The following is a 25,536-nucleotide window of genomic DNA, read 5'->3' on the forward strand; positions in this document are numbered from 1 at the left end:
ATGAAAGTTATTTTCTTACAAGACGTTAAGGGTAAAGGAAAAAAAGGTGAAATTAAAGAAGTACCATTAGGTTATGCTCAAAACTTCTTGATTAAAAAGAATCTTGCTAAAGAAGCAACAAACCAAGCTATCGGGGAGTTGAAAGGAAAACAAAAATCAGAAGAAAAGCATGCTGCAGAGTTGTTAGCTGAAGCAAAACGCATTAAAGAACAACTTGAGAAAGAAGAAAATCGTCTTCAATTTACTGAGAAGGTTGGGCCAGATGGTCGTACATTTGGTTCAATTACAGCTAAAAAGATTGCGGAAGGACTTCAGAAACAGTTTGGAATCAAGATTGATAAACGTCATATTGAACTTGAACATCCTATTCGAGCGATTGGCTTGATTGAGGTTCCTGTAAAGCTTCATAAAGAAGTGAATGCACAAATTAAACTTAACATCAAAAATAGTGCTGAGTAATTCGTTGACACTCACTATAGGTAAATCTTGTAAAGGAGGGAATAATTGTGGCTGAAGCTCAAGAATTACGAGTGCAACCTCATGATTTAGTAGCGGAACAGTCTGTTTTGGGGGCTATTTTCATTAACCCGGAAAAGTTAATTACGGTTCGAGAGTTTATCGAAGCAGATGACTTTTACAAGTATTCCCATCGTGTCATTTTTAAAGCAATGGTAACGCTGTCGGATCGAAATGATGCCATTGATGCCACGACAGTACGTACTATTTTAGATGACCAAGATGACCTCCAAAACATAGGGGGTATTTCTTATCTTGTAGATTTGGTCAATAGTGTCCCAACATCCGCAAATGCTGAGTACTATGCTAAGATTGTGGCTGAGAAAGCCATGCTTCGGCGTATTATAAATAGGTTGACAGAAATTGTCAATCAAGCATATGAGGGCACAACTGAATCTGATGAAATTATTGCAAATGCTGAGAAAGCCTTAGTTGATGTTTCAGAGCATAGCAATCGTAGTGGTTTCCGCAAAATATCTGAAGTTCTTGATGTCAATTTTAATACTTTGGAGATGCGTTCACAGCAAACATCAGATGTAACTGGATTACCGACAGGTTTCCGTGACCTTGACAAGATTACAACAGGATTACACCCAGACCAATTAATTATTTTAGCAGCTCGTCCCGCTGTTGGTAAAACAGCCTTTGTGTTGAATATTGTTCAGAATGTTGGCACCAAGCAAAATAAAGCTGTTGCAGTCTTTTCCCTAGAGATGGGTGCAGAAAGCTTGGTTGATCGTATGTTGGCAGCTGAAGGTATGATTGATTCTCATGCTTTACGTACAGGTCAATTGACAGAGCAAGATTGGAATAATGTCATGATTGCTCAAGGGGCACTGGCTGAGGCACCTATTTACATAGATGATACCCCTGGTATAAAGATTACTGAGATTCGTGCACGGTCCCGTAAATTATCTCAAGAAGTAGAGGGTGGTCTCGGTCTCATTGTGATTGACTATTTGCAGTTGATTACAGGGACGCGACCGGAAAATCGCCAACAAGAGGTCTCAGATATTTCAAGACAGTTAAAAATCTTAGCCAAGGAGCTCAAAGTTCCTGTAATTGCCTTAAGTCAGTTATCACGTGGGGTTGAACAACGTCAGGATAAACGACCAGTCTTGTCTGACATCCGTGAATCAGGATCTATCGAGCAGGATGCCGACATTGTAGCTTTCTTATATCGTGATGATTACTATCGAAAAGATAGTGAAGAACCAGAGAATGCGATTGAAGATAATACAATCGAAGTTATTTTAGAAAAAAACCGTGCTGGTGCGCGTGGAACAGTTAAGTTATTATTCCAAAAAGAATATAATAAATTTTCATCGATTGCTCAGTTTGAGGAATCGTAACTTTCAGATTTAAGGAGATATATATGAGTGACGCATTTGCAGATGTTGCTAAAATGAAAAATATTAAGGAAGCTATTAAAGCTCATGAAGGTCAGTGGGTAGAATTGACTCTAGAGAATGGACGTAAACGTGAAAAGAATAAGATTGGTCGTTTGACAGAAGTCTATCCATCATTGTTTATTGTTGAGTATCAGGACTTTGGTTCTCAAGCTGACGCTATTAATAATAGTTATGTTGAATCTTATACTTATTCAGATATTTTGACTGAAAAGACTCTCATTCGTTATTTGAGTCCCGAGGAACAAGCTGAAATCGAAAATAAATAAGAAAAAGCCTTTACTTGGGCTTTTTTTCGTGGTAAAATAGCGGAGTATGTGAAATAATAGCAGGATAAAATGAAGCTCGTCAACAGGAAGTCAGCTAGAAAAGTAACCTTTGCTGTTTGGGCGAAGTCTTTCTGAACGAATCAGGTTTATCTAAAATGTTATTTCCTAAAAATATTTTTTATAGGAGGACATTATTAATGTCACGTTATACAGGTCCGTCATGGAAACAATCACGTCGCCTTGGTTTCTCACTTACAGGCACAGGTAAAGAATTGGCACGTCGTAACTACGTACCAGGTCAACATGGCCCAAATAACCGTTCAAAACTTTCAGAGTACGGTTTGCAATTGGCTGAAAAACAAAAGCTTCGTTTCTCATACGGTTTGAGTGAAAAACAATTCCGTAACTTGTTCGTACAAGCTACTAAAGTTAAAGGTGGAACACTTGGTTTCAACTTTATGGTTCTTTTGGAACGTCGTCTTGATAACGTTGTGTACCGTCTTGGTCTTGCAACAACTCGTCGTCAAGCACGTCAATTTGTAAACCACGGTCACATCCTTGTTGACGGTAAACGTGTTGATATCCCTTCATACCGCGTTGAAGTTGGTCAAGTAATCTCAGTTCGTGAAAAGTCAGCTAAAGTTCCTGCTATCCTTGAAGCAGTAGAAGCTACTATCGGACGTCCAGCATTCGTATCATTTGATGCTGAAAAACTTGAAGGTTCATTGACACGTCTTCCAGAACGTGATGAAATTAACCCAGAAATCAACGAAGCACTTGTCGTTGAATTCTACAACAAAATACTTTAATTTTAATATTATTGTATCGAAAAGTCCGTTATTATGGGCTTTTTGCTTGTTTTAAAAGACTGTTTCAGCAATTTACTTACCTTCTTGCTTACTTTTATATAGATTTTAGAGCTATTTCACAGAATGATACGGCTTTTTGTTTTCTAACATAATAAGCTCCTAGTCATTTATATTAGACTAGGAGCTTGTTCCATTATCTTATGATATGTGATTTTGAGGTATAGTTCATTTATTTTCCAGTCCACCTTCAAAGTCTGCTGAAACTTTTGAAACGTAGTTGGTGAAGTAGGCTTCAAAATCTTTTTTTAGTCGTTTGTACTCTTTCTTCAGAGTATTCTTTATCCTCTATATAAGCTTGAAATCTAGAGATTTTCAAGTCTTTTTGTAGACGTTGTGTTACTTCTGTTTTTGCCATAAGGATATCTCTTTCAGTCTTTATTTTACCATATTTTAAATTGTATAAAACATGTGTGTTGTTTTAATGCTTTACTTTTGATATACTGTCGAAGTTGTTTAAGAAGGGAGGAACTATGTCTATTATTACACTAATTTAGCTGGGATTGTTGCATTTGAGCATCTTTATATCATGTATTTGGAAACTTTTGCAACACATTCAGACACAACTAGTAGAGTTTTTAATATGAGCAAAGAAGAGCTTCAACGCGATTCTGTTATAAACTTATTTAAAAATCAAGGTATTTACAATGGTTTAATCGCTGTATTCCTCTTGTATGGTATTTTTACAAATAGTCAGCTACTTGTAACTGTTTTTGTTCTTAATGTTTTCTTTGCTGCTGTTTATGGTGCTGTAACTGCTAATAAGAAGATTATTTTTACGCAAGGGGGACCCGCAATATTGACCTTGTTTTCACTTATTATCTCATTGTTCTAGGAATTTAATTATAAGAGAAAAAAGCTACTTTATCTACCGAGATACTTTGTAGCTTTTTTGTGCTTCTGGTGTTATTTTATTGTGGAATAAATCGTAGAAGGAAGTCAGTCATTTCTTGAGGTGATTCCTTTTTGCCATTTTTTATCCATGCTTGACAAGCTCCAAAAATAGCATGAGCAAGATAAATGCTGGCATAGTCTTTCTCGAATCCTTTGAGAGCTCTTTTTTCAGCAGTAGGGTCAATAAAATCTTCAGCTATCATACGCTGAAGTTTGTTTATCAGAAAATCTTGAATTTCTTTTGCTCCATTTGTAGATAATAGAGCTGAAAGAAGTTTTTCACGAGTAAGAATTTCAAAGATTTCGAGAAAGGCCCCTTCTTTCTTTCCGTCGTATTTATCAAAGATATCTTCTAGTTTATGAAACAATTCTTTCTGATAGATATCTATCATTTCAAATTTATCCTTGTAGTGAGTATAAAAACTTGAACGGCTAATCCCAGCTGTTTGAACTAGACGAATAGTTGTAATCTCATTGAAATCTTGGTCTTTAAGGCATATTACCAAAGCATCTAAAAGAGCTTTTTTAGTCAGTGAACGCCTTTGATCTTTTGTCATGTATTTCTCCTTTCACACAGTTTTAGATAATGTGTCCAAAAAATAGTTTTTAAATATTGATTTATAAAATTAATGAGCTTATAATTGATTATATCATAAAAATAAACACGATGTCTAAAAAGGAGAAATATGTTAGCAGAATTAAAGGCTCTTCTAAAAAGTCCAAAGCTATGGATAACCATTATTGGTGTTTCATTGATACCCGCTTTGTATAATTTAATATTTTTATCTTCTATATGGGATCCTTATGGTAATGTGAAACATCTGCCAGTGGCAGTGGTGAACAAAGATAAGAGTGCTAGATTTCAAGATAAGGCGCTTAATATTGGTCATGATATGGTGGACAATATGTCTAAAAATAAAAATTTGGACTATCATTTTGTAACTGAAACTGAAGCACAAAAAGGAATAGAAGACGGTGATTACTATATGGTTATCACTTTCCCAGAAAACCTCTCAAGTAATGCAGCAAGTCTTCTGACAAATGATCCTAAAAAACTAAAAATTTCTTATCAGACAACAGCAGGTCGTAGCTTCGTTGCTTCGAAAATGAGCGATTCTGCCATGTCTAAGTTAAAGGAGACTGTTTCTAAAAATATTACGTCAACTTATGTTGGAGCTGTCTTTAAGAGTATGTCTCAACTGCAGGGTGGGATGAGAACTGCAGCGAATGGGGCCGGTCAATTATATGCAGGTGCAGGAGCACTTCAATCTGGAGGTCAGATCTTATCAAATGGTCTAGGGACTCTTGCTGGTTCTACTCAAACATTGGCGACAGGTGTTGATACCTTGAGTTCGGGGGCATCTGCTTATACTTCAGGTGTGTCAACTTTGTCAGGTGCTTTGTCACAGTTGAATCGTAACTCAGAGTCTGTTAATTCTGCTGCAGGTCAATTTGCATCAGGGGCAGAAGCTATGAATACCTTAGTTACAGGTGCGAATTCTTTGTCAACGGCGCTTAGTCAAATGGCTACAGCAACAAGTTTATCTGAAGAACAGCAAACGCAGTTGTCAAGCTTGTCAGCTAATTTAACTGATTTAAATACAGCAATTCAAAATCTTAATACGGCAGTAAGTAATACATCATTCCCTAGTGGAACATCAACAACATCAGTAGATACAAGTTCAATAGCGACTTATCTTTCAAATATTTCTTCTGCAGCTAGTTCTATAGCTACAGCTAGTGCCACTGACAAAGCGAACGATTTGGCTGCGGTACAAGGAACAGCTGCATATCAAAGTTTGACAGCAGATCAACAAGCAGAGATTGCTTCAGCAATTAGTAATGCTGGCTCTACAGCTAGTAGCTATGCTTCAACTATTGCATCAGATGTGTCAGGCATGTCAACAGCTTTGTCTAGCTTGGCAGGCACGACAACAACTAGTAGTGGAGAATCAAGCAACTTAGCTTCTCTACAAACGTCTATTTCAGGCATTGCAAGTTCGGCAAATGCTCTTCTTCCTTTAGCTTCCTCAACTATATCATCAATGCAAGCTAATATTGCTAATGTTAACTCAGTACTTGTTAATCAATTATTGCCTGGGGCAATTCAAGTTGCTTCAGGTGTGTCAACAGCTCAAACTACTTTAGCCAAAGGTGCAAGCAATCTCTCAACAGGTTTGTCAACCTACACTGGTGCTGTGTCAACGATTGCTAGTGGTGCACAAACTCTAGATGCTAACAGTAGTACCTTAATGAATGGATTTTCTACCCTTAAAAGTGGTGTAAGTGCTCTTAATACAGGTGCCCAACAATTGGCAATTGGAGGAAATAATTTAACAAATGGATTGACAAATCTGTCAATCAACCTTTTTACCTTGTCTGACTCATTAAACAAGGCTAATCAACAGTTATCACTTGTTTCTGTAAACCCAGAAAATGCTAAGATAGTCAGTGCTCCTCTAAAAGTGAAGAAAACTGATAAGGATAAGGTTGACACTAATGGTGTGGGAATGGCTCCATATATGATTTCGGTTTCTCTGATGGTTGTAGCTCTTTCAACAAATGTTATCTTTGCTAAAAGCTTGACAGGAAGAAGCTTTACGAGTCGTTTTGACTGGGCTAAAAATAAGTTATTTATCAATGGTATTATTGCAACTATGGCTGCAACTGCCCTTTATATTACTATTCGATTTATGGGAGTTGAACCAAATCATCCACTAGCTACATTTGGTATGATTCTACTTGCAGCATGGACTTTAATGGCACTCGTTACAGCCCTTGTAGGTTGGGATGATAGATATGGTGCATTTGCTTCCATGATTCTGTTGCTTTTACAGTTAGGTTCTAGTGCAGGGACTTATCCAATTGAACTTAGTCCTAGGTTCTTTAAGGTCGTACAACCATTCTTACCAATGTCCTACTCTGTGTCAGGCCTTCGTCAAACTATTTCTATGACAGGACAAATCTCAGATCAAGTCCGTATGCTAGTCATTTTCTTACTTACTTTTGTAGTTGTAGGTATTGTTATTTATAGACCAAAAACTGAGAATGTATAAACTAAAAGCCGGCTAATGTGAGCTGGCTTTTTTATGTTATTCTACAGTTATATTACCGAGATCGGAGGTGATGGTAAGTGTATTATCTTTTGAGTTCTTAGGGTTATTCGTAACATCCACATCTCCTGAGTGACTATCTGCTTGAACATTGATAGTGTAATCTTTAAGAGCTATTTCAACTTCACCGGTTGTGACGTCAAGTTTATTGTGACCGTTAAAAATTAAGTTATTACCAGAGTATTCTCCCATTGCAATAGATAAATCTGCGTTAGTAAAAAGGGTAATTATCACTATCAACATTACCAACATCAAGGTTAGTTTTTAGGTTGCTGACTATCATTTTAGTAAAAGTCAGGTCTCCTATATTTAGATTAATGTCTGCTTATCTAACCGTGCTATGGCTTAAATCTAGATTTCCAGTTGCTAAATCACCTTTTAAGAAATCAATCGTTTTTTTTAGGAAGTGTAATAATAATGGTTTGCTTTCTGACTTCCTGGTCGATAGCAGAAGAGAGGCTTATTAAATCTTTTAATTCGAAAAAGTTAATGTGTTTTTTAGAAGTCGAATCTAATTTAGAGTTGTTATCATTAATAGTTAATTGACCATCCTTTACAGTTGTATCAATTTGATTTTTTATTTTTTGGTAGTAAGAAAGTGTAGCTTTGTTAACATCAGAACTTTGAATAAGTACATTGTAGTTGCTACTTTTAATATTAATCTTATTGAAGTTATCAGTTTCCTTCTTGACATAATCTAGCTAACTTTTATTTTGATTTTGTAAATCTGTCAATCCACCTTGACTATAAACCCAAGTTGCTAATCCCCCGCCTAAAAATAGAGATATGAGAGATACTCCAAGGACAAAGGACAATCTTTTTCCCAAATTTTCATGATTTTCTTCCTTTATTGATGAGCCATCTAATTGATAAAGTAATTAGCTTTACAGTAAGTTTACAGACTTCAAATGAAATCAAAAATAGTAAAAGTGCTCCCCAAAACATCAATAGTCCTAAACCTAGTCCAAACAGTGTTGAAGCTAGTGAAACAACTTAGGAGAGAGAAACTTGTAAAGAAAGTGTGAACACCACTAATGAGTAAGACAAGAGTAAGAGCTAAGGCAGTCACCATGACCGCAAAAATGATCATAAGAAGTGTCATTAGCATAGCTAAGAAGAAAAGGAGAATTGGAAAAGCTACTGGACTAGCTAATACTGCGAGAATAGCAATCCAAATAATAGTTGTTTTATTGCGCAAACTAGTCGTATCCTCAATAACCTTTTCATCTAGTAGACGGCTAATGACTTCATGAGCGTCTTCCTTACTAAAAAATTGAAGTTGCTCTTTTTTCCATCTGGGGTAATACCATAATATTTACGTTTGCGCCCTTGATAATCTTGGCCTAAGGTGGTGGTCATATAGCCTGTTTTTTCAAGCTTTTGTAGAATAGGTTAAAGTGTTGATTCCTTGATATTAGCCGCAATCTTTATGGTTTGGCTAATATCATAAACATAATAGTCTTCTCTATCAATAATAGCTAATATTAAGAACTCAATCAGGGTTGACGATGTTGGAAAATACATGGTTTGCTCCTTTTATTTTAGGATAGGTATAAAAATTATATATAATTATGTTATATATTGAGTGTATGTCCTTTAGAAAGATATATAATAAGGTTATCTTATTTTTTTATGACAATATGAAGTCAAGGAGTAGTTATGACTATTAAAGATAAATTAGCTCATTATGAGCCGAAGCCACTGGGGGAGAAAGGACACTATGCAGTTCTCTTGCCCTTAATATATGATGTAAAAACTGGTAAGTATCAAGTCCTTTACCAAGTGCGAAGCGAACATATTTCTCAACCGGGTGAGATTTCTTTTCCTGGTGGACGCGTGGAAGACGGCGAGACTTTCCAAGAGGCTGCTATACGAGAAACTTGTGAGGAGTTAAACCTAGTTCCTGATCAAATTGACATTTGGGGAGAGATTGATTATCTGATCCATCAGAGTAGAACCATCCATTGCTTTGTTGGAAAGATAAAGATAGAAAATTGGGAGTATATCCATCCGAATGAAGAGGTAGACCGGCTGTTTACAGTTGAAGTTGACACATTGTTGACAAAAAAACCGATTTATTATACGGTGACTTCTACCTTAATCGAAGCGAAAGATTTCCCATTTTTCCTAGTAAAAAACAGGGAAAAATATAATTTTGGGTACAGTGAACGTCATATTCCTTTTTACAGAAACTTGACAGAAAATATATAGGGGATGACGACTATATTTACACATAGGTTTACAAATATAATGAAAGATTTAGAGTGAAAAGTAAAGATCAACGATAGTATGGTGATCTTTTTGATATTAGTTAAGTTGTTAATTTGGTATTAATGGAGTAAAATCCGCCGTTTCTGATGTAGGAGTTTAGGTTATTACTAAAACGATTTTCAAAATTAATATCGAGTTTTTTATCTAGGTGGAAAACTCGATATTGAATAATGACATTTTCGATTTATTGTATCCTCTTTGCGACAGGAAGGTAGGAGTAAGATATTAATAGAGGCTATCATGTGTTTGTGATTCTTTTTACTAGAACGAATAACTGTTATCTTTGGTAAAAAAACCTTGAAAATAATATTTTCACGGATTTTTAATTCAATTACTTAACCTCATTCTGAGGTTAAGTAAAATCTGTACTTTTATTTTTTTAAAAATAATATAAAAAGCACTCTAGCTTCTATAGTTTAAACAAAACTACAGATTTTAGAGCGCTATTGCTATCAGAAGGAATATACATATGAGGTTAGAAAGGATCTAAAAGTAATCTAAAGAAAGCTGATTTTTCACCTGATTAATATTGTAATGTTAAGGATTTGTCATAGTTTTTGGTGTTGTTTTAAAAGTGAGTAGTTAGGACTACAACAACCTTAAATTTCTTGTAGAGTAATCCCATGTTTTAAGTAAAAAATCAACCGATTTTAGAATTATTTATCGTCCTTTTTAACCATATTTTTAACGCCTTCAATTGCTCCTTCAACAGCATCTTTGGCATCTTTGGCAACTTCTTTAACTTTTGAAACTCCTTTTTCAGCAGCTCCTTCTTTTTCGGTCTTTTTATCATCAGTTACTTTTCCGACACCTTCTTTAATAGCACCTTTAGCTTGATTAAGTTTTTCTTCTACTGACATAGTGTTACCCTCCATTGGGAAATTAGATTATTGAAAATGAACGTTTTTAAACCTTTTTAGACATAAAAGAATTTAGTGAACTCTTGGTTCTGCTTTAGCAGTCTCTTTGGTATCTTCGGCAACTCCTTTAACTTTTTCCTTTGCAGCTGAGAAGCCATCACTCAATCCCTCTTTTGCGCTTTCAAACTTATCGGAAGTAAATTTACTTGTTGATTCAACAACTCCAGTTGCTCGATCTTGCAGGCTTACTGAGTCTGCTTCATGTTGCTCTTTAGTCTTGATATCAACAACATCTACATTAACTTCAACCACTTCCAAATTAGTCATATTAGAAATTTCTGAAACAACAATCTCTTTGATTTTCTTGTATAATTCAGGAATATTCTTTTGATATTCGACAACTGCTTTCAAATCCACAGCAACTTGCTTTTTACCAACTTCAACATCGATTCCGCTTGCAACGTTATCAGTATTGATAAGTTTTCCAGTTAGTTTTGAGAAAAAGCCGCCATCAATATCCAGTAAACCTGGAACATTCTCTAAAGAAAGACCAATAATTTTTTGAATGACTTTATCTTCATAGGTCAATTCGCCTTTTACTTCTTTTACTTCTTTTACTTCTTTTACTTTTTGTTCTACATTTGACATATAAATCACCTTTACTATTTAAATAATTGTTTTTGTTGAATATAATACCCAATTCCAACTCCTAGAGTGGCGCAAATCAAGACAAATAAAGTCTTAAAAAAACCATAGGATAGGATGAAGCACGCTAAGATAGCACCCGCCAATCCGGAAAGAAATAGATATTGGTATTTTTTAAACCATTCCATTTTTTTACTTCCTTACTTTACACGACTAACAGTTTTTTTACGTGGTGGTTTAGGCTTGTATTCTTTTACAGAAATATACAGTTTTACACGATGATTCATTCCAAAAAACTGTTTCAATCCATCAGCTATCTCATCTTTAATTATTTGAGTTCGTTTAATAATGTTGTCTGATGGAAGCATCTGTCCTTCTACGTGAACTAAACATTTATTCTTACGACAGTCTACCTTAATAGTAGGATCCTTTATAAAATTGTGATTAGCAACCACACAACGTACAAATCCTTCAATAGCTGAATTTTTTAATTTTAGGTTCCCATCGACATCAGGTAACTGAATCTCTAAATATTTGACCTAGTCAAGCATTTTTGTAACACTAGTGTATAAAATTTCTTACGCTGCACGACATCGTGCAGCATAAGGTGTAAGTCCACCGTTTGCACGATGTGGTCTTACGTGATTATATTTCCCATAAACGAATTCATAGAGCTTTTGGTCAAGAATGTCATTTGAATCAAACATGTAGAGATAATAGAATTCGTGTTTGAGCGTATTGTAGAATCTTTCCATAACGGCATTGTCATATGGACAGCCTGCTTTGCTCATACTTTGTTGGACATAGTTTTTATCACAAAATTTATTGAATTCTTTTGCAGTAAATTGACGCCCTTGATCAGAATGCAGGATAATTCCTTTTGCTGGTTTTCGACGTTCTAGTGCGATTTTCAAGGTTTCCTTTGCCAATTCAGTATCGATATGACTGCTGTTTAATGATGCAACCACTTCACGACCGCAAAGGTCTATAATCGTGCAATTGTAACGCATTGTTCCATCTGGACGAGTTAAATATGTAAAATCAGTACACCATATTTTATTGGGTTCTTTTACATCAAATTCCCTATTCAGAAGGTTTGGAAAGATTTTATTGGCAGTTCCTTTTACATAGTTTGGTTTCTTTCGACGTGTGATGGAACGTAAGCCCAATTCATTCATAAAATGATGTATTGTTAGATCTGAACGAATGCTTCCGATACCCTTAAGATAATCGTTCATCATTCGGTATCCAGGAACTCCATTTTCGCGGTGGTAGATTTCAACAATTTTACGTTGAATCTCTGCCTTTTCCTGACGATAAGCATGTTTTTTGTTTTTAAGATAATTATAGTAAGCATTTGGACAGATGTTCATTCTTCTAAGAAGCCATCTGACCCCAAATGTCTGTTGATATTTCTGGATGAACTGGTACTGAGCTAATCGATTTCCTTCGCAAAGAATGCTGCCGCTTTTTTTAAAAAATCATTTTCCTTTTTGAGTTCTTCAATTTCTTTGCGTAGCTTTTTTGCAACTTCGTATGAATCAGATTCTTCCCGTTTTGTTGGGCTGTTATCGCATTCTTTGCGGTATTGCTGTAACCAGTATGTCAGCGTGCCTTGTCCAAGATTATATTCTTCGGTCAGGCTTTTCTTGGTTCGTCCCTCTTCCAGATAGAGGCGAAGAACCTTTTGTTTGAGCTCAGGCTCGTAACGATTGTTTGTCATTGTAACATCTCCTTGGATTATGTATGTATTTTACCAAACTATACACAGGTGTTACAACTTAATTATATCAGGTCATTAATCCAAGGAAGGGTATTTATGACAAAGGGAATACTAATTAAAGCTCCAGATCTTTTTACAGTTGACGAACAGTTAGAAATTCAAGAACGATTAAAAAGTAATGATATTGAAGTTGCTTTCCTTAGGGATGATTAGATTCAAGCTTCGTTCTATTCTTTTATTGAGATATTGGTTAATAATGACTTTTTAAATGAACTTGAAATAGCTCTATGTGTAGATATTTTGAAAGATATTATTATTAAGATTATTTCTAAAATAAAAAAAAGAACGTAGTGATACTTGATGCTAAACAAAATGAAAAACCTGCTAAACTGACCATTAAATCTAATACCGATAAAGGAACAATATATCTAGAAGTGCCATGCGATATTCCTGACTATGGACTACAGGAGTCCATAGAAAAAATTATCGAAGCAAAATGTATTCTCGATAACAATAGCAATGAAGGTCTAAATGATTTGTATATCGTTGAAGATAAAACTGGAAATTTGTCAATTATGACATTAACCGAGTATAGTAATTACAGGAAAAGTATTAGATAAGATGTATTGCTATCATTTAAACAAGGTTAAGTTGACTTGGCTTATTATGAACAGAAATCAATTAAGAAAAAGGTAGAGAAAAAGGTAGAGATTGAATTGAAATACAGTTCAATATATAGAGTTTGACAAAAAGAAAAAAACGCTTGAAATCAGCGTTTTTCTTTTCTATTGATTCGTATTGAATCTTTATTTCACCTCAGTAAAGGTTCGGAAATGTTATTTTAGCGCGTCATAAACACTGTTATATCAAGGTTTATAGATTTTACAATATTAAATGTAGTCAAAAATGTAGTCATATAATTAACTAGTAAGCTTAGCTATTTGTTTGAGATAAATATCAACAGCTTCAGCTTTCTTTTTAGGTGCTAATTCGGCATAAGTATCCATTGTTGTCTTAATAGATTTGTGCCCCATTCTTGTTTGAAGTTCTTTCCAATTAGCTCCAGCATTCAACATTAAAGAAGCATGGGTGTGTCTAAAAAGGTGAAAACCATAGTCAGGTAGCCCTAGTTCGGTAAGTCGCTTTTTAAGTGTTGCTCGTTCATTCCTATCACACATATAGTTTCCATAAATGGTTGGGAATATTAAATTTGTTCTAGGTAATTCGTGCTTATCGAAATAAAGGTTCATTTCATTATGGAAATCCTTTAAATTTTGGAGTGTTTCATGAGGAACAGGCACTCTTCGATTGCCAGCGTCTGTTTTGGGAGTATTTTTGCAAAGAATTTCCCCACGTACGCCAAGTTTACGATTGCCAGCTTTCCAGACTAAAGTTTTATTAACAACAATCTCACAGCTTTCAAAATCCAAGTCTTGGATATCTAAAGCAAGAAGCTCATTAATCCGAAGTGCAGAAGCTAGCAAGGTATCGCAAATGACTTTAAATCTTCGATTAGCTCTTGTATTTGGAAGAGTCTCCAGAAAGGATAGCCATATTGTTAACTCTTTATCATGGAGAACCATAATTCTTTTTTTAGTAGACTTGGGTTTCGGGGGAACTTTAACGGTATTTGCAGGATTATGACCTAATTCAAAATTAGTGATACCAAAATCAAAAATATCACTTAATTTGTGTAAAACAGCTCCAAAATCTTTAGCACAGCCTTTTTTTGATTTTTTTACGCCAGATTCAACAGATAATTTTGAATTTCTTGCTAGTTGATTTACCCAAATTTGAATATCAGCTGATTTTATTTCTTCTGGTTTATAATCACCAAATTTGGGGATAATATAGGTATCAAGATAATTTCTAACACGATTAATCGTATTTTGTGATGATACCCACGTGATAAAACTAGAGAACCATGCTTCAGCTAACTCTTCAAAAGTGTTAATAGCGGCAGTCTCTTTTAAGGTTGAGCCGTTTGCTTCAAAATCTAATTTTGCCTGAGTGATTTTTCGGTCAAGACTTCGTAAGGTTTTTGCGGTAATTGATGAGGTTACCTTTTTGCCAGTTTTGATGTCTATACCTAAATAAACACCTCTTTGAGTGTAACTAATAGTACCATTATTCTTAGTAGTTTTAGTGACTTTCCTGTTATTATGAATAATAATTTCTTTTTGCATATAGCCTTCTTTGATTTGGATATTCAAAAGGCTAAAATAACACCTTCACATATTTAGTGTGATAGCCTTATTTTAGCATAAATATTGTTAAGGAGTTAAATATTTTATAACATCTTCCATTTTATAATAGACTGTTCTTGTCCCTTCTATGGGAGGTTCAAGTCTATTAAGTCCTGTTCTCTCCCATGATTTCAAGGTATTTGGAGAGATTTGAAGGATATTTAGTAGTTCCTTTTGAGTAACAATGGTTAAGTTTTGTCTGTTTTGATTTTGTTTTGCTAATGCCAATAAGCAATTTAGTAATTGTTCTATTTGTGATAATTTACTGAGTTCAAGATTTGCCATGTCTACACTTCCTTTCGTTTTTATCATACCTTCTTGAGTCTAGATACTTGGCGAAAAAGTAAGTCTTATCCATGATTAAGCTTAGTAATTTTGGGTTTTCTGTCCGTGCATAATGAACTAAGCTGTTAAATTCCAAGAAGTTGTGCTCTTCAATAATATCAATCACTAGTGTCAGAAAGTCATCTGAGTTATTAGTGATTAGAAATTTGTCTAAATCAAAGCCACAACCTGATTCAATATCATTGATATCATAAAGAGTTTTTTCAGGGTTTTCGGCATGGGTGAAATAGTCATACATGCCTTTAGGAGACATAATCACTTCCACATGTGCTGGAGTGTTTAGGTGCTTCGTTACTAACTCCGAAACTTGGGAGTAGCTTTTCAGGGAATCGAAGTAGAGAGCACCGTGTTTGTGAGCCTTTTTGAATTCGCCAGTCTCTTTATTAACATCTTTATCATGCCAAGGACTGAGGACAAAGGGGATGTGCATGTCTTCCAGAATGTCTAAATAATTGTCAGGGGTACTTTCTTGGTAGAGTAAGAAAGCCCATTTGTTAGAACGTTTTTCTTTTGCCATAGGCAGTTACCTCGTTTCTATTGGTTTATCTATCAGGAGAATTTTTAGGTGATTTTGGTAGTTTTTCAAAAAATCGTGATTATTGATTATTGGTATCATGGGGGTCGTAGTAGCCCCATGATACCGTTAGTGACTTTTAAAAAGGTAGGGCAGTTGGTCTTCACTTCGTGAACCAAGCCCTACCTTTTCCTTACCGCCTTGTTCCGATAAACCAGAGCTGATTGCCTACCCGATTAGGCGCTGAGAAATAGTAATGAGGATAACGATTGGCAATCTCTTCTTTGATATCTTCTTCCATTTCTTTTAACACTTTCTGAGCTTGTTGCGTTCTTGGAAGGCGTAATAACACCGTTACAGTTTCTTTTCGGATATCCACAACACATTTGGAAACAGACTGGTTAAAAACTTTTAAGATCGGGTTAGTATGTGTCACAGTTTGGGTGTCAGCTGTTAACAGCGGTTCAAACTGGTTGTCTTGTTTTAAAAACTGTCGCAGCCTTAAGGTTTGATAAATGGAGGTGAGGTAATTCCACAGAGAGTCGTTGACAATTCGATGAAGTCCCTCAAAAGCCAGACAGCTAAGCGCTATTGCCCCTGTTAATTTGGTGAACCTATCAACATAGGGACTAATGAGGGTTAGCTTGGCTTGAAGCCAAGAAAAGAGAGCAAAATTTGCTAAGTCATTGACATCAATAGAATGGTTTATCATGGTTAAACTAGATTTCAGAAGAAAACCAAAGAGACTCATAGAAATAAGACCTAGGACAAGATTAAATGTGAGCTGAAAGAAAGTTCTTCTCATTTATAAAATCCCTTTCTTTGTGTAATAAGTTGGGCAAAGGAGGGGCAACACCTGATAGGGGTGCTCGTTGTCAATGATTTGAATAAGTCCTGTCCCTTTACCGATGGGAATGACAATTCCTTCAGGGTCTAAGTCTGGGAAGAGAAATTGAACCGTCTTTTTAGACACATTTCCAATTTGAATCAGGACATTCAATTGTTCTCGCACGGAAATCGGAATAGAGGTATGGTCAAAGCGTTGGCTAACGAGTAATAAATGGACTTTTGTCGCTCGTCCTAAGAGCGCAATCTGAGATAGAAGAGAAAAGAAGGACTCTTTAATAGCTTTATTCACCCCTTCGGAAAGCGCTAAGACTTCATCAATGACAATCGTCAAGTGGTCAAAAGCATGGTCTGGGTCATCGTAGAGAATGGCTTGACGCTTTTGAATGAGATTAAGGCAATCACTTAAGCTTTCATTGATTTCCGACACAAAATCTGATTTGGAGCGATTTTGTTGGGGATGAATGACGGGAATCGCATTTTCACGTGCCCAGCGACTTGGGGTATCAAATTTAGGGTCAACAAGGATTAATTCCGACATACTTTTGAGTAAGCTGAGAAAATAGGTCAGTGCATAGGACTTACCAGAGCCAGAGTTTCCAGCAATCGCTAGGTGTGTTACCTTATCGTAGTCAATGGTGAGGTTTTTCATAATGGGGATGGTCTTTCCTTTTTGATGACTAGCAAAGGCTTCTAAATCAGGAATGACAAGGCGCTCTGAAATCCCTTTTTTCCACGGGAAGAAGAGACCACGTTGCACATGAATGTCATCGGTATCAAGAGCGATAAAGTAGGCTGAATTTTGCTTAAGTAGCGTGTAGCGAGGATAGAGAGCAGCGTTAGCGATTAAGAAAATCTTTTGATAGAGGTCATCATCAATCAGGTAGCCTGCTGGTAACCGTGGGATAAACACAAAGCCATCTTCAAAAATCGTGATGGTAAATGAATTGGTATAGGACGTTTCCCCCTGCATGAGCGAGCCTAACGCCATGTTTAGGCTCTGCAGGAGATACTGTCCCAAGGCTTTTTGAGATAGTGGCATCATCTAGTTGACCTCCTTAAGGTTTTGGGCACGGAAGTAGACATTATAGCCTACTTCACAGGCTTCAAGGGTGTCAAAAGTAACCACAGCCATATAATCAGGAAGAGCTACCTCAGATGGAAACTTCACTTGAAAAGGCGGTAGTCCCTTTTGTGTAAACCAAGCTTTATAGGCGATAATCTCCCCCGTTGGTTGCCCGTCCTCAAATTTAATTTGGGCTTCCAGTTCGGTGCTTAAGCAGTAGATGGCTTGTTTGTGGTCAATATAGTCATTAGCGGTATTGGCTGAGTAGCCACCTTTACGATTATTCGTTTTCATAACATTTTCCTTTCAGAGTGTATCAGGAATCAGCAACTTCCTGATGAAGTGGGTTAGACTAATTGCGCAGCTAGCTAACCGTTAACCATCAAAGTTTTGCTGTAACTTTGATAACTATATAGTATCTTATCCTCGATTATAGCGTTTGGATATGGAGTTGTTTATTTTTTTATTTTTAACAACCGTTTTGACAACTTTGATAATAAAATCAAAACCACCCGTGAGAACGGGTGGTTCAGACTGAAGACAAAAAGACTGACTGATTAAAATCAGTCAGCTCCCTATTTTGAAAATCGTCTTAACTCATCTTTCGTGACAAGTCTCAATAAGTTATTTTGAATGATGATAAATGTTTCCATGGCTTCTCTAACTTCTACGTTTAATCGACTTTGCCATCTATTAATGATTTGGCTATTTACTGTAAAATAGCCTGGAATATTGATGTGGGTGAAGTGAATAAAGTCAAACCAATCATCATAAAATTTTCTCATATCTTCAAATGAGTCAAAATCAGAAGTTTTTACAATTGGTCCCATTTCAATAGAAGGAAGTGGTAGTGATGTTGTTTTTCCCCAGTTTCTTGATATTATCGCTTGGTCTATGATTGCATCAATGTCTACCTCTTTTGTTTCAATATGTTCGGGTCTTCTTTCAATTTGAATTCCTAGTTTGTTATAACTTTCTATTTCTTCTTCAGTAGCATCCAATACTTTACCTGTTCTCATTAAGGTATCAATAATTTTTGCACGTTCCTGTTGTTGTTCAACAGTATCAATATGATATCTTTCTAAATCATTATCAATACCTATTTCAAAGCCAGCTGGACGTTCAATTTGAAGGGGAATTGTTGTTTGATAAGATTCAGGTAAGTCTTCATTTAGAAAATCATCAATCAAATTATGGACTAAGATACCTATCTTGAAAATGCTATTGCTTTTGAGTTTTTTAGCAATTTCAGGCACAATAACGTTTATAAATTCTTCGTCAACCCATTGATAAATAGTTTTATTCAAGGAAGAGTACTTAAAATTATTGAACAAGTTGTTTTTCAAGTAATTACGGAATGAAAGTGTAAATTTCTCACAGCAAATTAGCCATAGTTTTTCTTCCATATCATCTATATCAATAACCGTGTCTTCGTTGATAGGCCCTGTATAGCAAATCCTACCTATATTATATGGTTTACCACCAATAAAAACAGTTTTATCCCATTGTTTATTAACACAGTCCATAAACAATTCGTCTGTTTTTAAAAAGTTATACCTTTGTAAATTATATTCTGCAAAGTAGTTTGCCAAGGAAATTACTGCTTTTTGAAGTTTGATATCGAGTGGACTAAATGCACCTTTTTTATATCTATCCAAATCAACTGTAAGGTCCCTTCTAGCTACAAGCCGAAACATATCGTCAAAAAAGTCAAACAATAGCTCTTCTAATTCTTGAGCTGACCCAAATATAATTTCTTCTTTAGTTACATTAAAAGCTAATTCATAACTTTCTAAAACCGTATGAGATATAAAATTATCACCTGGGCTATATTTTGCGTTTTCAATCCGACTAATTGCTCCTTTATCAGCTATATCATCTTGATTAAAGGAACTATTACTCCTCAAATTACAGCAGCGGTTAGAAATAGACTCGACCAGTTCAGTTTCAAAATTAAATGCCATAAAATTTATCCTCCATTTAAAAAAATAGTATCATGTTAAAGGCATAACAGTAACCAATAGTCCTCATAAGGAACTAATTAATCTGGAATATTGGGGTTAATAGAGACTAAGCGCATACTAGCTGTTTCACGGTATACTTTACAAGTTTTTTCTTATCAAAAATTAAGGTATAGATAGTACTTAGGATTATTGATTGAAATTTTTAAGTTTATAATAATCCTTTAGGAATAAGCCGGTTCAAATTATTAATAGTGTCATAAGTTATCTAAAATTTTATATTTTATAAGGTAGAATATAGAGACTACCAATGAATTAATATTTTCAGAGGGTCAAGCAAATCAGTTAGTCTACTTCTCTTGGATAAAAAATACATAAGTGAATACAATAGTTAGGATTGAAAAAATTGCCATAGATATGAATCCTTGTGCAGATGTTTTTAACATTGAAAAGATTATTGGAAAAACAAATCCTCCTAAGCTTCCCATTGCTGCAACGATACCTGATGTTATACCAATTTCATTTGGAAAATAAAGAGCCACTAATCTAAAAACAAATCCATTTCCTAGTCCAATTAATAAACCATATATTAATAAAAAGAGTATGAATACAATTAAATTAGTAGAAGTAATTGCTAAAAGTATATCGCAAAGACAAAGGGAAATTAATCCAGCCATTAGTAAAAATTTGGGATTATATTTATCAGAGAGTTCTCCTCCAAGAGGCCTTGAAATGACAGTAAAAATTGAAAAGACTGCGCTTAGAACCCCAGATAATATGGCACTCAGATGAAATATTGATGAAGAGCCAACTAGAACAGGGATAAGATTACTAAAAGTAACAAATGCTCCTGATGATAGTACGCAGGAGAGAGACAAAATGAATAAAATAAGTTTCTGATTTATCCCAGGTTTTCTTGTGCTTTTAATTTGATGTGAATCTGTTTCATCTGCTAAGGCTATAAATAAAATTAAGAAAACTAGTGTTATTACTATTAAGAAAAGAAATGCAGCTGCTACTGAATGAAAAAATTGGGCAATAGCTGGCAAGAAGACAGCTCCTATGGCATTTCCAACAGTACCAACCCCAACAATTCCTAAAATTTTCCCTTGTTCTTTCTCAGAAAAATAGCTACTCACGTATCAGGTGGAGACTGAGAAGGAGGCTCCAGATATACCGATAAACGTTGATAAAATTAATAGTATTGGATAGGTGGGATGAAAATAAAGAAAGATAAAAAATAAAGTGAATAGAGGAAGTAAAGTTAATAGAAATAGGATGATATAAATTCTTTTACCTCCATACCTATCGCTTAGGTACCCAATTGGTATCCGGAACAATGATCCTAGTAAAACTGGAAAGGCAACTAAAACTTTTTGTTGACTTTGACTCATGCTGACAACCAAATTAATATTATTAATTAGTACACCAAAACTTGACCAACTCATAAAAGTTATTATCATGGCTAAAGTTCCTAAGATGAGAGCACGATTTTGTCTGTTTGCGTTACACATTATTTTTTACCCATTCTCTTAGTTCATCTAAATTATAATTTGAACTTATTTGATTGAAAACCTGAGCTAAGGAAATTGAAGAGAGTGTTGTGACTAAGGTATTTTCGATAATATCAAGTGAATCAGTAATTGCACATTTTTGTGCTTTTTTCCCTTCGTTTTCACCTAAAAATTTTTTTAATAGCTGTTGACTAGCAAAGATTTTTCCTCGTCCTTCAATAGCAATAAAAACATCATAAAAAGTTATCTCCTCCAGAGACTTTGCTAATGAAAAACCACCATATTTTCCAGGAATAGAAGTGATTAGCCCCTCATTTACTAGAAGTTTTATTATTTTTTTTAAATATGAATGTGAGGTCCCTAATCGCAAACTTAATGCTTGAGAGTTTATTGTTTTGTTATCTGGTAACTGAGATAATATTAAAAGAACATATACTGATTGTTCCCAACCAGATGATAATTTCATGTTGACATCCTCCTACAAAAGTTCTATAATCTCTAATAGAGATATTCGATATCTCTATTAGAGATTATATCTTTTTATATTATAACTCTTTATAGATACCTTGTAAAGAGAGAAAGGAGGATAAAATTGAATTTTAAAAAGTCGTCAAGAGTTTCGTTTTTGCTTAGTATTACTCTAACAACTATTTTTATGGGGTCATCATTTCCAACGGGCAAGTATTTAATTTCACTAAACCATGCCCCGCCTTTTCTGATTGGAAGTTGGAGATTTATTAGCGCGGGTATTTTAATGTTATTACTTACTCTTCTTACTAAAGGGGTATCTAAAGTTATACCTAAAAGTAATGGCAAGGTAACCAGCGGTTTTCTTCTAGTAACCGTTATAGGAATTTTACAGACAACTGGTACTATGGGTTTTTTAAATCTTGCAATGTCTAAGGGTTTATCTTCCTCAATGTCCTCAATTATTTTATTTACTAATCCTCTGTGGTTAGCAATTTTGGCACATTTTCTTTTAAACGACAAGCTTAATAAATGGAAAATTTTATCATTATTTTTAGGAATTATGGGAGTAATTCTATGTTTAGGGCTAGATAAAACAGCGTTTAGCGTAGGTGCTTTTTTTGCACTTCTTGGTTCATTTTGCTGGTCTATTAATACGGTCATTACTAAGCGAGTTCCTTTTGATCAAGGTTCATGGGTGTTTACAGGATGGCAACTTCTTATAGGTGGTATAGGAATGTTTGTAATTTCGACATTTCTACATGAGCATTATAATTTGACACAGATTGATACAACTGGTTGGTTTTGCTTTATTTGGTTAATTTTGCCAGCATCTATCGGCTCCTTTGGGCTGTGGTTTCATAGCCTAAAACAAGGAGGTGCTACTAGTGCAAGTAGTTTTTTATTCTTAGTTCCACTATTCTCTACAATTTTTTCAATGATTGGTCTGCACGATCATTTTACGCTAGGCTTAGTAATAGGTGGAATATTGATAACATTTTCATTAATTTTGGTCAATAAAAGTATACCTGATACAGGAGGTGATTAAATGGCAAAAGTAGAAAGTTTCGAATTAGATCATACTAAAGTTCGTGCTCCGTATGTTCGCAAAATTGATACACAAGTTGGAGAGAAAGGAGATTCTATTAGTAATTTTGATGTAAGACTTGTTCAACCTAATCAAAATGCTATTCCGAGTGGGGGAATTCATACTATTGAACACTCTCTTGCCAGTCTTATTAGAGATCCTATCAATGGAGTAATAGATTTTTCTCCATTCGGATGTCGAACAGGATTTCATCTTATTATTTGGGGAAATCACACATCAGAAGAAATTGCTTTAGTGATAAAAGAATCTCTAAAAGAAATGGTAAGTGATGGATTCCGTTGGGAAAATGTTCCTGGTATTTCAGAAAGACAATGTGGTAATTATAGAGATCATTCACTTTTTACAGCAAAGGAATGGGGAAAACAGATTTTGAGACAGGGAATATCAAGTGATCCATTTTTACGTAAAATTGTATAGTTATTTATCAAGGAGGAAAATAAAATGGTAGTTAAAGTTGGAATTAATGGTTTTGGTCGTATTGGTCGTTTAACCTTACGTCGTATTCAAACGCTTGAAAATATTGAAGTAACACATGTTAATGATTTAACTGATTCAAAAATGTTGGCTCATCTTTTAAAATATGATAGTACACAAGGAAAATTTGATGGAACAATTGATGTAAAAGAAGATGGCTTTATTATCAACAACAAGTTTATTAAAGTAACAAGTGAGCCTAACCCTGAAAAAATTGATTGGGCTTCATCTGGTGTAGATATTGTGCTAGAAGCAACAGGTTTCTTTGCAACGAAAGAAAAAGCAGAAAAACATCTCCATAAAAATGGTGGGGCAAAGAAAGTAATCATTACAGCACCAGGTGGAAATGATGTAAAAACTGTTGTATTTAATGTAAATCATAAAACTTTAACTGGTGAGGAAACAGTAATTTCACCAGGTTCATGTACAACAAATTGCCTAGCTCCTATGGCTGATACTTTAAATAAAAAGTTTGGAATATTTGTTGGTACTATGACAACAATTCATAGCTATACTGGAGATCAAATGACTCTTGATGCTCCTCATCGCAAAGGAGATTTACGACGTGCAAGAGCAGCCGCAGTAAATACAGTTCCAACCTCATCTGGTGCTGCAAAAGCTATCGGACTTGTTATTCCAGAATTAGATGGTTTACTTAAGGGTCATGCACAACGTGTTGCAACTCCTACAGGTTCTCTCACAGAACTTGTTAGTCTTGTAAAGACACCAGTGACTGTTGATGAGGTGAACGCCGCAATGAAAGCTGCACAAAATGAAAGTTTTGCCTATAATGATGATTTGATTGTTTCTAGTGACATTATAGGAGATACTCATGGTTCAATTTTTGATGCTACTCAGACAGAGGTTACGACAGATGGTAAAAACTATCTTGTCAAGACAGTAGCTTGGTATGATAATGAAATGAGCTTTACAGCTCAGTTGGTTCGTACGCTGAATTACTTTGCTAGTATCGCCAAGTAGTAACAAAGAGATTAAGGCAGTTGATTAAATAGGAGGTATCCAATGGAAGTAGGTAATGATATAAAATTGGTTAATGGACAATGGTCATTTTATAATGGTGTAGCTAAACATTTTGATGATCATGTAAAATTATCCGTTCCATTGTATGAAGAAGGTCACGAACTTATTTGTTACTTAAGTGATTTCTTTCTAAAAGATAATTCTATTTGTTATGAAATTGGAAGTTCAACAGGAACGTTAATAAAGAAGTTATATTGGCGTCACCATGACAAAAATAATATAACCTTTTATGGAATAGAACCTGTAAAAGAAATGATAGAAGTAGCGCAAAGTAAGGATGATACGGAAATTGAATACATCAATGATTCAATTGAAAATGTGAATATGCTGTCAGCTAATCTAATTGTTGGGTACTATTTTTTACAATTTATTCCAATTTCCAAACGTAAAGAAGTTATTCAAAAAATTTATGATTCACTAGTGCCTGGAGGTGGATTTATTCTATTTGAAAAAGAGCTTCCATTGGATCCTAAAATTTATAAACTCATGGCTTCATCATATATGAAGTTTAAGATAGACCATGGCTTTTCTCCTGAAGAAGTTCTGTCAAAGCAATTTAGTTTGGAAGGAACGATGGTTACAAATACACATTCTGAAAATCGATGTCTTTTATCTAGTGTAGGCTTTTCACATATTACGACAGTAATGAAATATGGAGAATTTAATGGATACTTATGCTTCAAATAATAGCAAATGGGAATTACTACATAAAAATTCACAAAATAAAAAAACAAGGATAGAACCAAATTATGCAATAAAGAGAATATTCTCTTTTCAAAGTGATATTTTTCAGAGTAACTTACCAACACGAACACTAGAAATTGGGTGCGGTTTTGGCCGTAATCTTAAATATCTTATTGAAAATGATTTTTCCGAGCAATACTTTGGAATTGATTTAACTCAAACAGCTATTGATAAATGTTCAGAGACACTGATAGGACCAGTTAATGATGGCTTACTTGAATTAAAGAAATGTAATGTTGGGGAGGGAATTCCTTTCCCTGATAATTACTTCAATTGTGTTTTTGATATCATGTCTCCTATTACATTTATTGTAGATGATGAAGAGAGAGGGAAATATTTTTCGGAAGTTTATCGAATATTGAAGAGTGGAGGGGTATTTTTCTTCTTAGCAGCACGTAAAGAGGGAAAGTTTATCGATGCATACGATGATCCTAATCTACTTGAAAAAGGATATATAAAGAGAAAGATTGATGATATGATAGAGAAGGTGTATACTTCTGCTGAATTGACAACCTTATTATATCCTTTATATAAAGAAAATTTAGAAGTAGCTTCAGAACACACTAGAGCATTTGGCTCTGAAAAATTTATTCGTGAAAATGGTTTCTGGTTTGGACAATTTAAAAAATAATTTTCTATTACT

27 protein-coding genes and 5 pseudogenes are annotated in these 25,536 nt (G+C 34.8%); 13 read left to right on the top strand and 19 right to left on the bottom strand.

Annotation, left to right across the window (positions count from 1 at the left end; translation table 11 throughout):
* The 4 genes from rplI to rpsD all read left to right on the top strand — a co-directional run bounded on the left by rplI (position 1) and on the right by rpsD (position 3,003).
* Positions 1 to 459 carry a 50S ribosomal protein L9 gene (gene rplI / locus NSQ85_RS01785; protein WP_179972433.1) on the top strand — a complete coding sequence of 153 codons (459 nt, stop codon included), beginning with the start codon at positions 1 to 3 and terminating at the stop codon, positions 457 to 459.
* 47 nt (positions 460 to 506) lie between these two features.
* A complete protein-coding gene (dnaB, locus tag NSQ85_RS01790) occupies positions 507 to 1,868 on the top strand; it encodes a replicative DNA helicase (protein WP_179972432.1) in 1,362 nt (453 codons plus the stop codon).
* A gap of 23 nt (positions 1,869 to 1,891) precedes the next feature.
* On the top strand, positions 1,892 to 2,194 hold the full coding sequence (locus NSQ85_RS01795) for a Veg family protein (protein WP_179972431.1): 303 nt from the start codon (positions 1,892 to 1,894) through the stop codon (positions 2,192 to 2,194).
* Positions 2,195 to 2,391: 197 nt separating this feature from the next.
* The gene (rpsD, locus tag NSQ85_RS01800) at positions 2,392 to 3,003 is read left to right on the top strand and encodes a 30S ribosomal protein S4 (protein WP_179972430.1); all 612 of its coding nucleotides are present in this window, start codon (positions 2,392 to 2,394) and stop codon (positions 3,001 to 3,003) included.
* A 292-nt stretch (positions 3,004 to 3,295) separates the two neighbouring features.
* Here rpsD and NSQ85_RS01805 read toward each other — a convergent pair whose 3' ends face one another.
* Positions 3,296 to 3,418 (bottom strand): hypothetical protein, encoded by a 123-nt coding sequence (locus NSQ85_RS01805; RefSeq protein WP_269473103.1) that lies wholly within the window; start codon positions 3,416 to 3,418, stop codon positions 3,296 to 3,298.
* A 115-nt stretch (positions 3,419 to 3,533) separates the two neighbouring features.
* Here NSQ85_RS01805 and NSQ85_RS01810 point away from each other — a divergent pair.
* Positions 3,534 to 3,895 (top strand): annotated as a pseudogene (locus NSQ85_RS01810) (DUF1304 domain-containing protein).
* A gap of 76 nt (positions 3,896 to 3,971) precedes the next feature.
* Here the strand turns inward: NSQ85_RS01810 and NSQ85_RS01815 are convergent.
* Positions 3,972 to 4,511, bottom strand: a complete 540-nt coding sequence (locus NSQ85_RS01815) for a TetR/AcrR family transcriptional regulator (protein ID WP_179974089.1) — start codon at positions 4,509 to 4,511, stop codon at positions 3,972 to 3,974.
* A gap of 129 nt (positions 4,512 to 4,640) precedes the next feature.
* Between NSQ85_RS01815 and NSQ85_RS01820 the strand changes: the two genes are divergently transcribed.
* On the top strand, positions 4,641 to 7,010 hold the full coding sequence (locus tag NSQ85_RS01820; RefSeq protein WP_340781029.1) for a YhgE/Pip domain-containing protein: 2,370 nt from the start codon (positions 4,641 to 4,643) through the stop codon (positions 7,008 to 7,010).
* Positions 7,011 to 7,046: 36 nt separating this feature from the next.
* Here the strand turns inward: NSQ85_RS01820 and NSQ85_RS01825 are convergent.
* The 3 genes and pseudogenes from NSQ85_RS01825 to NSQ85_RS01835 form a co-directional block, all read right to left on the bottom strand.
* A pseudogene (locus NSQ85_RS01825) lies at positions 7,047 to 7,902 on the bottom strand (DUF4097 family beta strand repeat-containing protein).
* Positions 7,903 to 7,971: 69 nt separating this feature from the next.
* Positions 7,972 to 8,265 (bottom strand): hypothetical protein, encoded by a 294-nt coding sequence (locus tag NSQ85_RS01830; RefSeq protein WP_232086230.1) that lies wholly within the window; start codon positions 8,263 to 8,265, stop codon positions 7,972 to 7,974.
* Positions 8,266 to 8,294: 29 nt separating this feature from the next.
* Positions 8,295 to 8,591: pseudogene (locus NSQ85_RS01835) on the bottom strand (PadR family transcriptional regulator).
* Between the two features lie 135 nt (positions 8,592 to 8,726).
* Between NSQ85_RS01835 and NSQ85_RS01840 the strand changes: the two are divergent.
* The gene (locus tag NSQ85_RS01840) at positions 8,727 to 9,278 is read left to right on the top strand and encodes an NUDIX hydrolase (protein WP_340781031.1); all 552 of its coding nucleotides are present in this window, start codon (positions 8,727 to 8,729) and stop codon (positions 9,276 to 9,278) included.
* Positions 9,279 to 9,994: 716 nt separating this feature from the next.
* On the opposite strand, the gene NSQ85_RS01845 is transcribed toward NSQ85_RS01840, so the two are convergent.
* The 5 genes and pseudogenes from NSQ85_RS01845 to NSQ85_RS01865 form a co-directional block, all read right to left on the bottom strand.
* Positions 9,995 to 10,198 carry a CsbD family protein gene (locus NSQ85_RS01845; protein ID WP_154454818.1) on the bottom strand — a complete coding sequence of 68 codons (204 nt, stop codon included), beginning with the start codon at positions 10,196 to 10,198 and terminating at the stop codon, positions 9,995 to 9,997.
* Positions 10,199 to 10,270: 72 nt separating this feature from the next.
* A complete protein-coding gene (locus NSQ85_RS01850) occupies positions 10,271 to 10,846 on the bottom strand; it encodes an Asp23/Gls24 family envelope stress response protein (RefSeq protein ID WP_180482317.1) in 576 nt (191 codons plus the stop codon).
* A gap of 14 nt (positions 10,847 to 10,860) precedes the next feature.
* The gene (locus tag NSQ85_RS01855; protein WP_006531447.1) at positions 10,861 to 11,031 is read right to left on the bottom strand and encodes a DUF2273 domain-containing protein; all 171 of its coding nucleotides are present in this window, start codon (positions 11,029 to 11,031) and stop codon (positions 10,861 to 10,863) included.
* Between the two features lie 12 nt (positions 11,032 to 11,043).
* Positions 11,044 to 11,379, bottom strand: a pseudogene (gene amaP / locus NSQ85_RS01860) (alkaline shock response membrane anchor protein AmaP); the annotation flags it as partial.
* A gap of 42 nt (positions 11,380 to 11,421) precedes the next feature.
* A protein-coding gene (locus NSQ85_RS01865) for an IS3 family transposase (protein ID WP_179970608.1) occupies positions 11,422 to 12,566 on the bottom strand; the annotation gives its coding sequence in 2 pieces (ribosomal slippage) (positions 11,422 to 12,305 and positions 12,305 to 12,566; 1,146 coding nt in all).
* 350 nt (positions 12,567 to 12,916) lie between these two features.
* On the opposite strand from NSQ85_RS01865, the gene NSQ85_RS01870 reads away from it, so the two are divergent.
* Complete coding sequence (locus NSQ85_RS01870; protein WP_065972693.1) at positions 12,917 to 13,186, top strand: hypothetical protein; 270 nt, start codon at positions 12,917 to 12,919, stop codon at positions 13,184 to 13,186.
* A gap of 300 nt (positions 13,187 to 13,486) precedes the next feature.
* Here the strand turns inward: NSQ85_RS01870 and NSQ85_RS01875 are convergent, their stop codons facing one another.
* The 9 genes and pseudogenes from NSQ85_RS01875 to NSQ85_RS01915 form a co-directional block, all read right to left on the bottom strand.
* On the bottom strand, positions 13,487 to 14,752 hold the full coding sequence (locus NSQ85_RS01875) for a tyrosine-type recombinase/integrase (RefSeq protein WP_024404766.1): 1,266 nt from the start codon (positions 14,750 to 14,752) through the stop codon (positions 13,487 to 13,489).
* Positions 14,753 to 14,839: 87 nt separating this feature from the next.
* Complete coding sequence (locus NSQ85_RS01880) at positions 14,840 to 15,097, bottom strand: MerR family transcriptional regulator (RefSeq protein ID WP_024404765.1); 258 nt, start codon at positions 15,095 to 15,097, stop codon at positions 14,840 to 14,842.
* Positions 15,084 to 15,674: a replication protein gene (locus NSQ85_RS01885; RefSeq protein WP_024404764.1), complete on the bottom strand. Its 591-nt coding sequence runs from the start codon at positions 15,672 to 15,674 to the stop codon at positions 15,084 to 15,086. The genes NSQ85_RS01880 and NSQ85_RS01885 overlap by 14 nt, the downstream gene beginning before the upstream one ends.
* A 190-nt stretch (positions 15,675 to 15,864) precedes the next feature.
* Positions 15,865 to 16,422: a hypothetical protein gene (locus tag NSQ85_RS01890; RefSeq protein WP_340781036.1), complete on the bottom strand. Its 558-nt coding sequence runs from the start codon at positions 16,420 to 16,422 to the stop codon at positions 15,865 to 15,867.
* A gap of 54 nt (positions 16,423 to 16,476) precedes the next feature.
* Positions 16,477 to 17,562, bottom strand: coding sequence for a cell division protein FtsK (locus NSQ85_RS01895; RefSeq protein WP_024404762.1), 1,086 nt, complete (start codon positions 17,560 to 17,562; stop codon positions 16,477 to 16,479).
* Positions 17,563 to 17,877 (bottom strand): hypothetical protein, encoded by a 315-nt coding sequence (locus NSQ85_RS01900; protein ID WP_024404761.1) that lies wholly within the window; start codon positions 17,875 to 17,877, stop codon positions 17,563 to 17,565.
* A 281-nt stretch (positions 17,878 to 18,158) separates the two neighbouring features.
* Positions 18,159 to 19,547 carry a hypothetical protein gene (locus NSQ85_RS01905; RefSeq protein ID WP_024404760.1) on the bottom strand — a complete coding sequence of 463 codons (1,389 nt, stop codon included), beginning with the start codon at positions 19,545 to 19,547 and terminating at the stop codon, positions 18,159 to 18,161.
* Positions 19,548 to 19,894: 347 nt separating this feature from the next.
* Positions 19,895 to 21,058 (bottom strand): annotated as a pseudogene (locus tag NSQ85_RS01910) (MFS transporter).
* The gene (locus tag NSQ85_RS01915) at positions 21,051 to 21,524 is read right to left on the bottom strand and encodes an RrF2 family transcriptional regulator (protein WP_024404759.1); all 474 of its coding nucleotides are present in this window, start codon (positions 21,522 to 21,524) and stop codon (positions 21,051 to 21,053) included. The pseudogene NSQ85_RS01910 and the gene NSQ85_RS01915 overlap by 8 nt, the downstream one beginning before the upstream one ends.
* Before the next feature lie 126 nt (positions 21,525 to 21,650).
* Between NSQ85_RS01915 and NSQ85_RS01920 the strand changes: the two genes are divergently transcribed.
* Genes NSQ85_RS01920 through NSQ85_RS01940 form a run of 5 tightly spaced genes read left to right on the top strand, consistent with a single transcriptional unit; the run spans position 21,651 to position 25,524 of the window.
* Entirely contained in the window at positions 21,651 to 22,574 is a 924-nt protein-coding gene (locus NSQ85_RS01920) for a DMT family transporter (RefSeq protein ID WP_024404758.1), read from the top strand.
* Positions 22,575 to 23,051, top strand: coding sequence for an S-ribosylhomocysteine lyase (locus NSQ85_RS01925; RefSeq protein WP_340781038.1), 477 nt, complete (start codon positions 22,575 to 22,577; stop codon positions 23,049 to 23,051).
* Positions 23,052 to 23,075: 24 nt separating this feature from the next.
* Positions 23,076 to 24,089: a type I glyceraldehyde-3-phosphate dehydrogenase gene (gene gap, locus NSQ85_RS01930; protein ID WP_340781040.1), complete on the top strand. Its 1,014-nt coding sequence runs from the start codon at positions 23,076 to 23,078 to the stop codon at positions 24,087 to 24,089.
* 42 nt (positions 24,090 to 24,131) lie between these two features.
* Entirely contained in the window at positions 24,132 to 24,836 is a 705-nt protein-coding gene (locus NSQ85_RS01935) for a methyltransferase domain-containing protein (protein WP_024404756.1), read from the top strand.
* Positions 24,814 to 25,524, top strand: a complete 711-nt coding sequence (locus tag NSQ85_RS01940) for a class I SAM-dependent methyltransferase (protein ID WP_024404755.1) — start codon at positions 24,814 to 24,816, stop codon at positions 25,522 to 25,524. The genes NSQ85_RS01935 and NSQ85_RS01940 overlap by 23 nt, the downstream gene beginning before the upstream one ends.
* Positions 25,525 to 25,536 lie beyond the last annotated feature (12 nt).

The sequence above is a fragment of the Streptococcus sp. FSL L8-0526 genome (assembly GCF_038007145.1).
In the GTDB taxonomy this organism is placed as follows: domain Bacteria; phylum Bacillota; class Bacilli; order Lactobacillales; family Streptococcaceae; genus Streptococcus; species Streptococcus thermophilus.

Excerpts from the sequence above, each read along its gene's own strand:
- rplI (WP_179972433.1), top strand. The coding sequence starts at position 1 with ATGAAAGTTATTTTCTTACAAGACGTTAAGGGTAAAGGAAAAAAAGGT.
- NSQ85_RS01795 (WP_179972431.1), top strand. The coding sequence starts at position 1,892 with ATGAGTGACGCATTTGCAGATGTTGCTAAAATGAAAAATATTAAGGAA.
- rpsD (WP_179972430.1), top strand. The coding sequence starts at position 2,392 with ATGTCACGTTATACAGGTCCGTCATGGAAACAATCACGTCGCCTTGGT.
- NSQ85_RS01805 (WP_269473103.1), bottom strand. The coding sequence starts at position 3,418 with ATGGCAAAAACAGAAGTAACACAACGTCTACAAAAAGACTTGAAAATC.
- NSQ85_RS01815 (WP_179974089.1), bottom strand. The coding sequence starts at position 4,511 with ATGACAAAAGATCAAAGGCGTTCACTGACTAAAAAAGCTCTTTTAGAT.
- NSQ85_RS01820 (WP_340781029.1), top strand. The coding sequence starts at position 4,641 with ATGTTAGCAGAATTAAAGGCTCTTCTAAAAAGTCCAAAGCTATGGATA.
- NSQ85_RS01840 (WP_340781031.1), top strand. The coding sequence starts at position 8,727 with ATGACTATTAAAGATAAATTAGCTCATTATGAGCCGAAGCCACTGGGG.
- NSQ85_RS01845 (WP_154454818.1), bottom strand. The coding sequence starts at position 10,198 with ATGTCAGTAGAAGAAAAACTTAATCAAGCTAAAGGTGCTATTAAAGAA.
- NSQ85_RS01850 (WP_180482317.1), bottom strand. The coding sequence starts at position 10,846 with ATGTCAAATGTAGAACAAAAAGTAAAAGAAGTAAAAGAAGTAAAAGAA.
- NSQ85_RS01855 (WP_006531447.1), bottom strand. The coding sequence starts at position 11,031 with ATGGAATGGTTTAAAAAATACCAATATCTATTTCTTTCCGGATTGGCG.
- NSQ85_RS01875 (WP_024404766.1), bottom strand. The coding sequence starts at position 14,752 with ATGCAAAAAGAAATTATTATTCATAATAACAGGAAAGTCACTAAAACT.
- NSQ85_RS01880 (WP_024404765.1), bottom strand. The coding sequence starts at position 15,097 with ATGGCAAATCTTGAACTCAGTAAATTATCACAAATAGAACAATTACTA.
- NSQ85_RS01885 (WP_024404764.1), bottom strand. The coding sequence starts at position 15,674 with ATGGCAAAAGAAAAACGTTCTAACAAATGGGCTTTCTTACTCTACCAA.
- NSQ85_RS01890 (WP_340781036.1), bottom strand. The coding sequence starts at position 16,422 with ATGAGTCTCTTTGGTTTTCTTCTGAAATCTAGTTTAACCATGATAAAC.
- NSQ85_RS01895 (WP_024404762.1), bottom strand. The coding sequence starts at position 17,562 with ATGATGCCACTATCTCAAAAAGCCTTGGGACAGTATCTCCTGCAGAGC.
- NSQ85_RS01900 (WP_024404761.1), bottom strand. The coding sequence starts at position 17,877 with ATGAAAACGAATAATCGTAAAGGTGGCTACTCAGCCAATACCGCTAAT.
- NSQ85_RS01905 (WP_024404760.1), bottom strand. The coding sequence starts at position 19,547 with ATGGCATTTAATTTTGAAACTGAACTGGTCGAGTCTATTTCTAACCGC.
- NSQ85_RS01915 (WP_024404759.1), bottom strand. The coding sequence starts at position 21,524 with ATGAAATTATCATCTGGTTGGGAACAATCAGTATATGTTCTTTTAATA.
- NSQ85_RS01925 (WP_340781038.1), top strand. The coding sequence starts at position 22,575 with ATGGCAAAAGTAGAAAGTTTCGAATTAGATCATACTAAAGTTCGTGCT.
- gap (WP_340781040.1), top strand. The coding sequence starts at position 23,076 with ATGGTAGTTAAAGTTGGAATTAATGGTTTTGGTCGTATTGGTCGTTTA.
- NSQ85_RS01935 (WP_024404756.1), top strand. The coding sequence starts at position 24,132 with ATGGAAGTAGGTAATGATATAAAATTGGTTAATGGACAATGGTCATTT.
- NSQ85_RS01940 (WP_024404755.1), top strand. The coding sequence starts at position 24,814 with ATGGATACTTATGCTTCAAATAATAGCAAATGGGAATTACTACATAAA.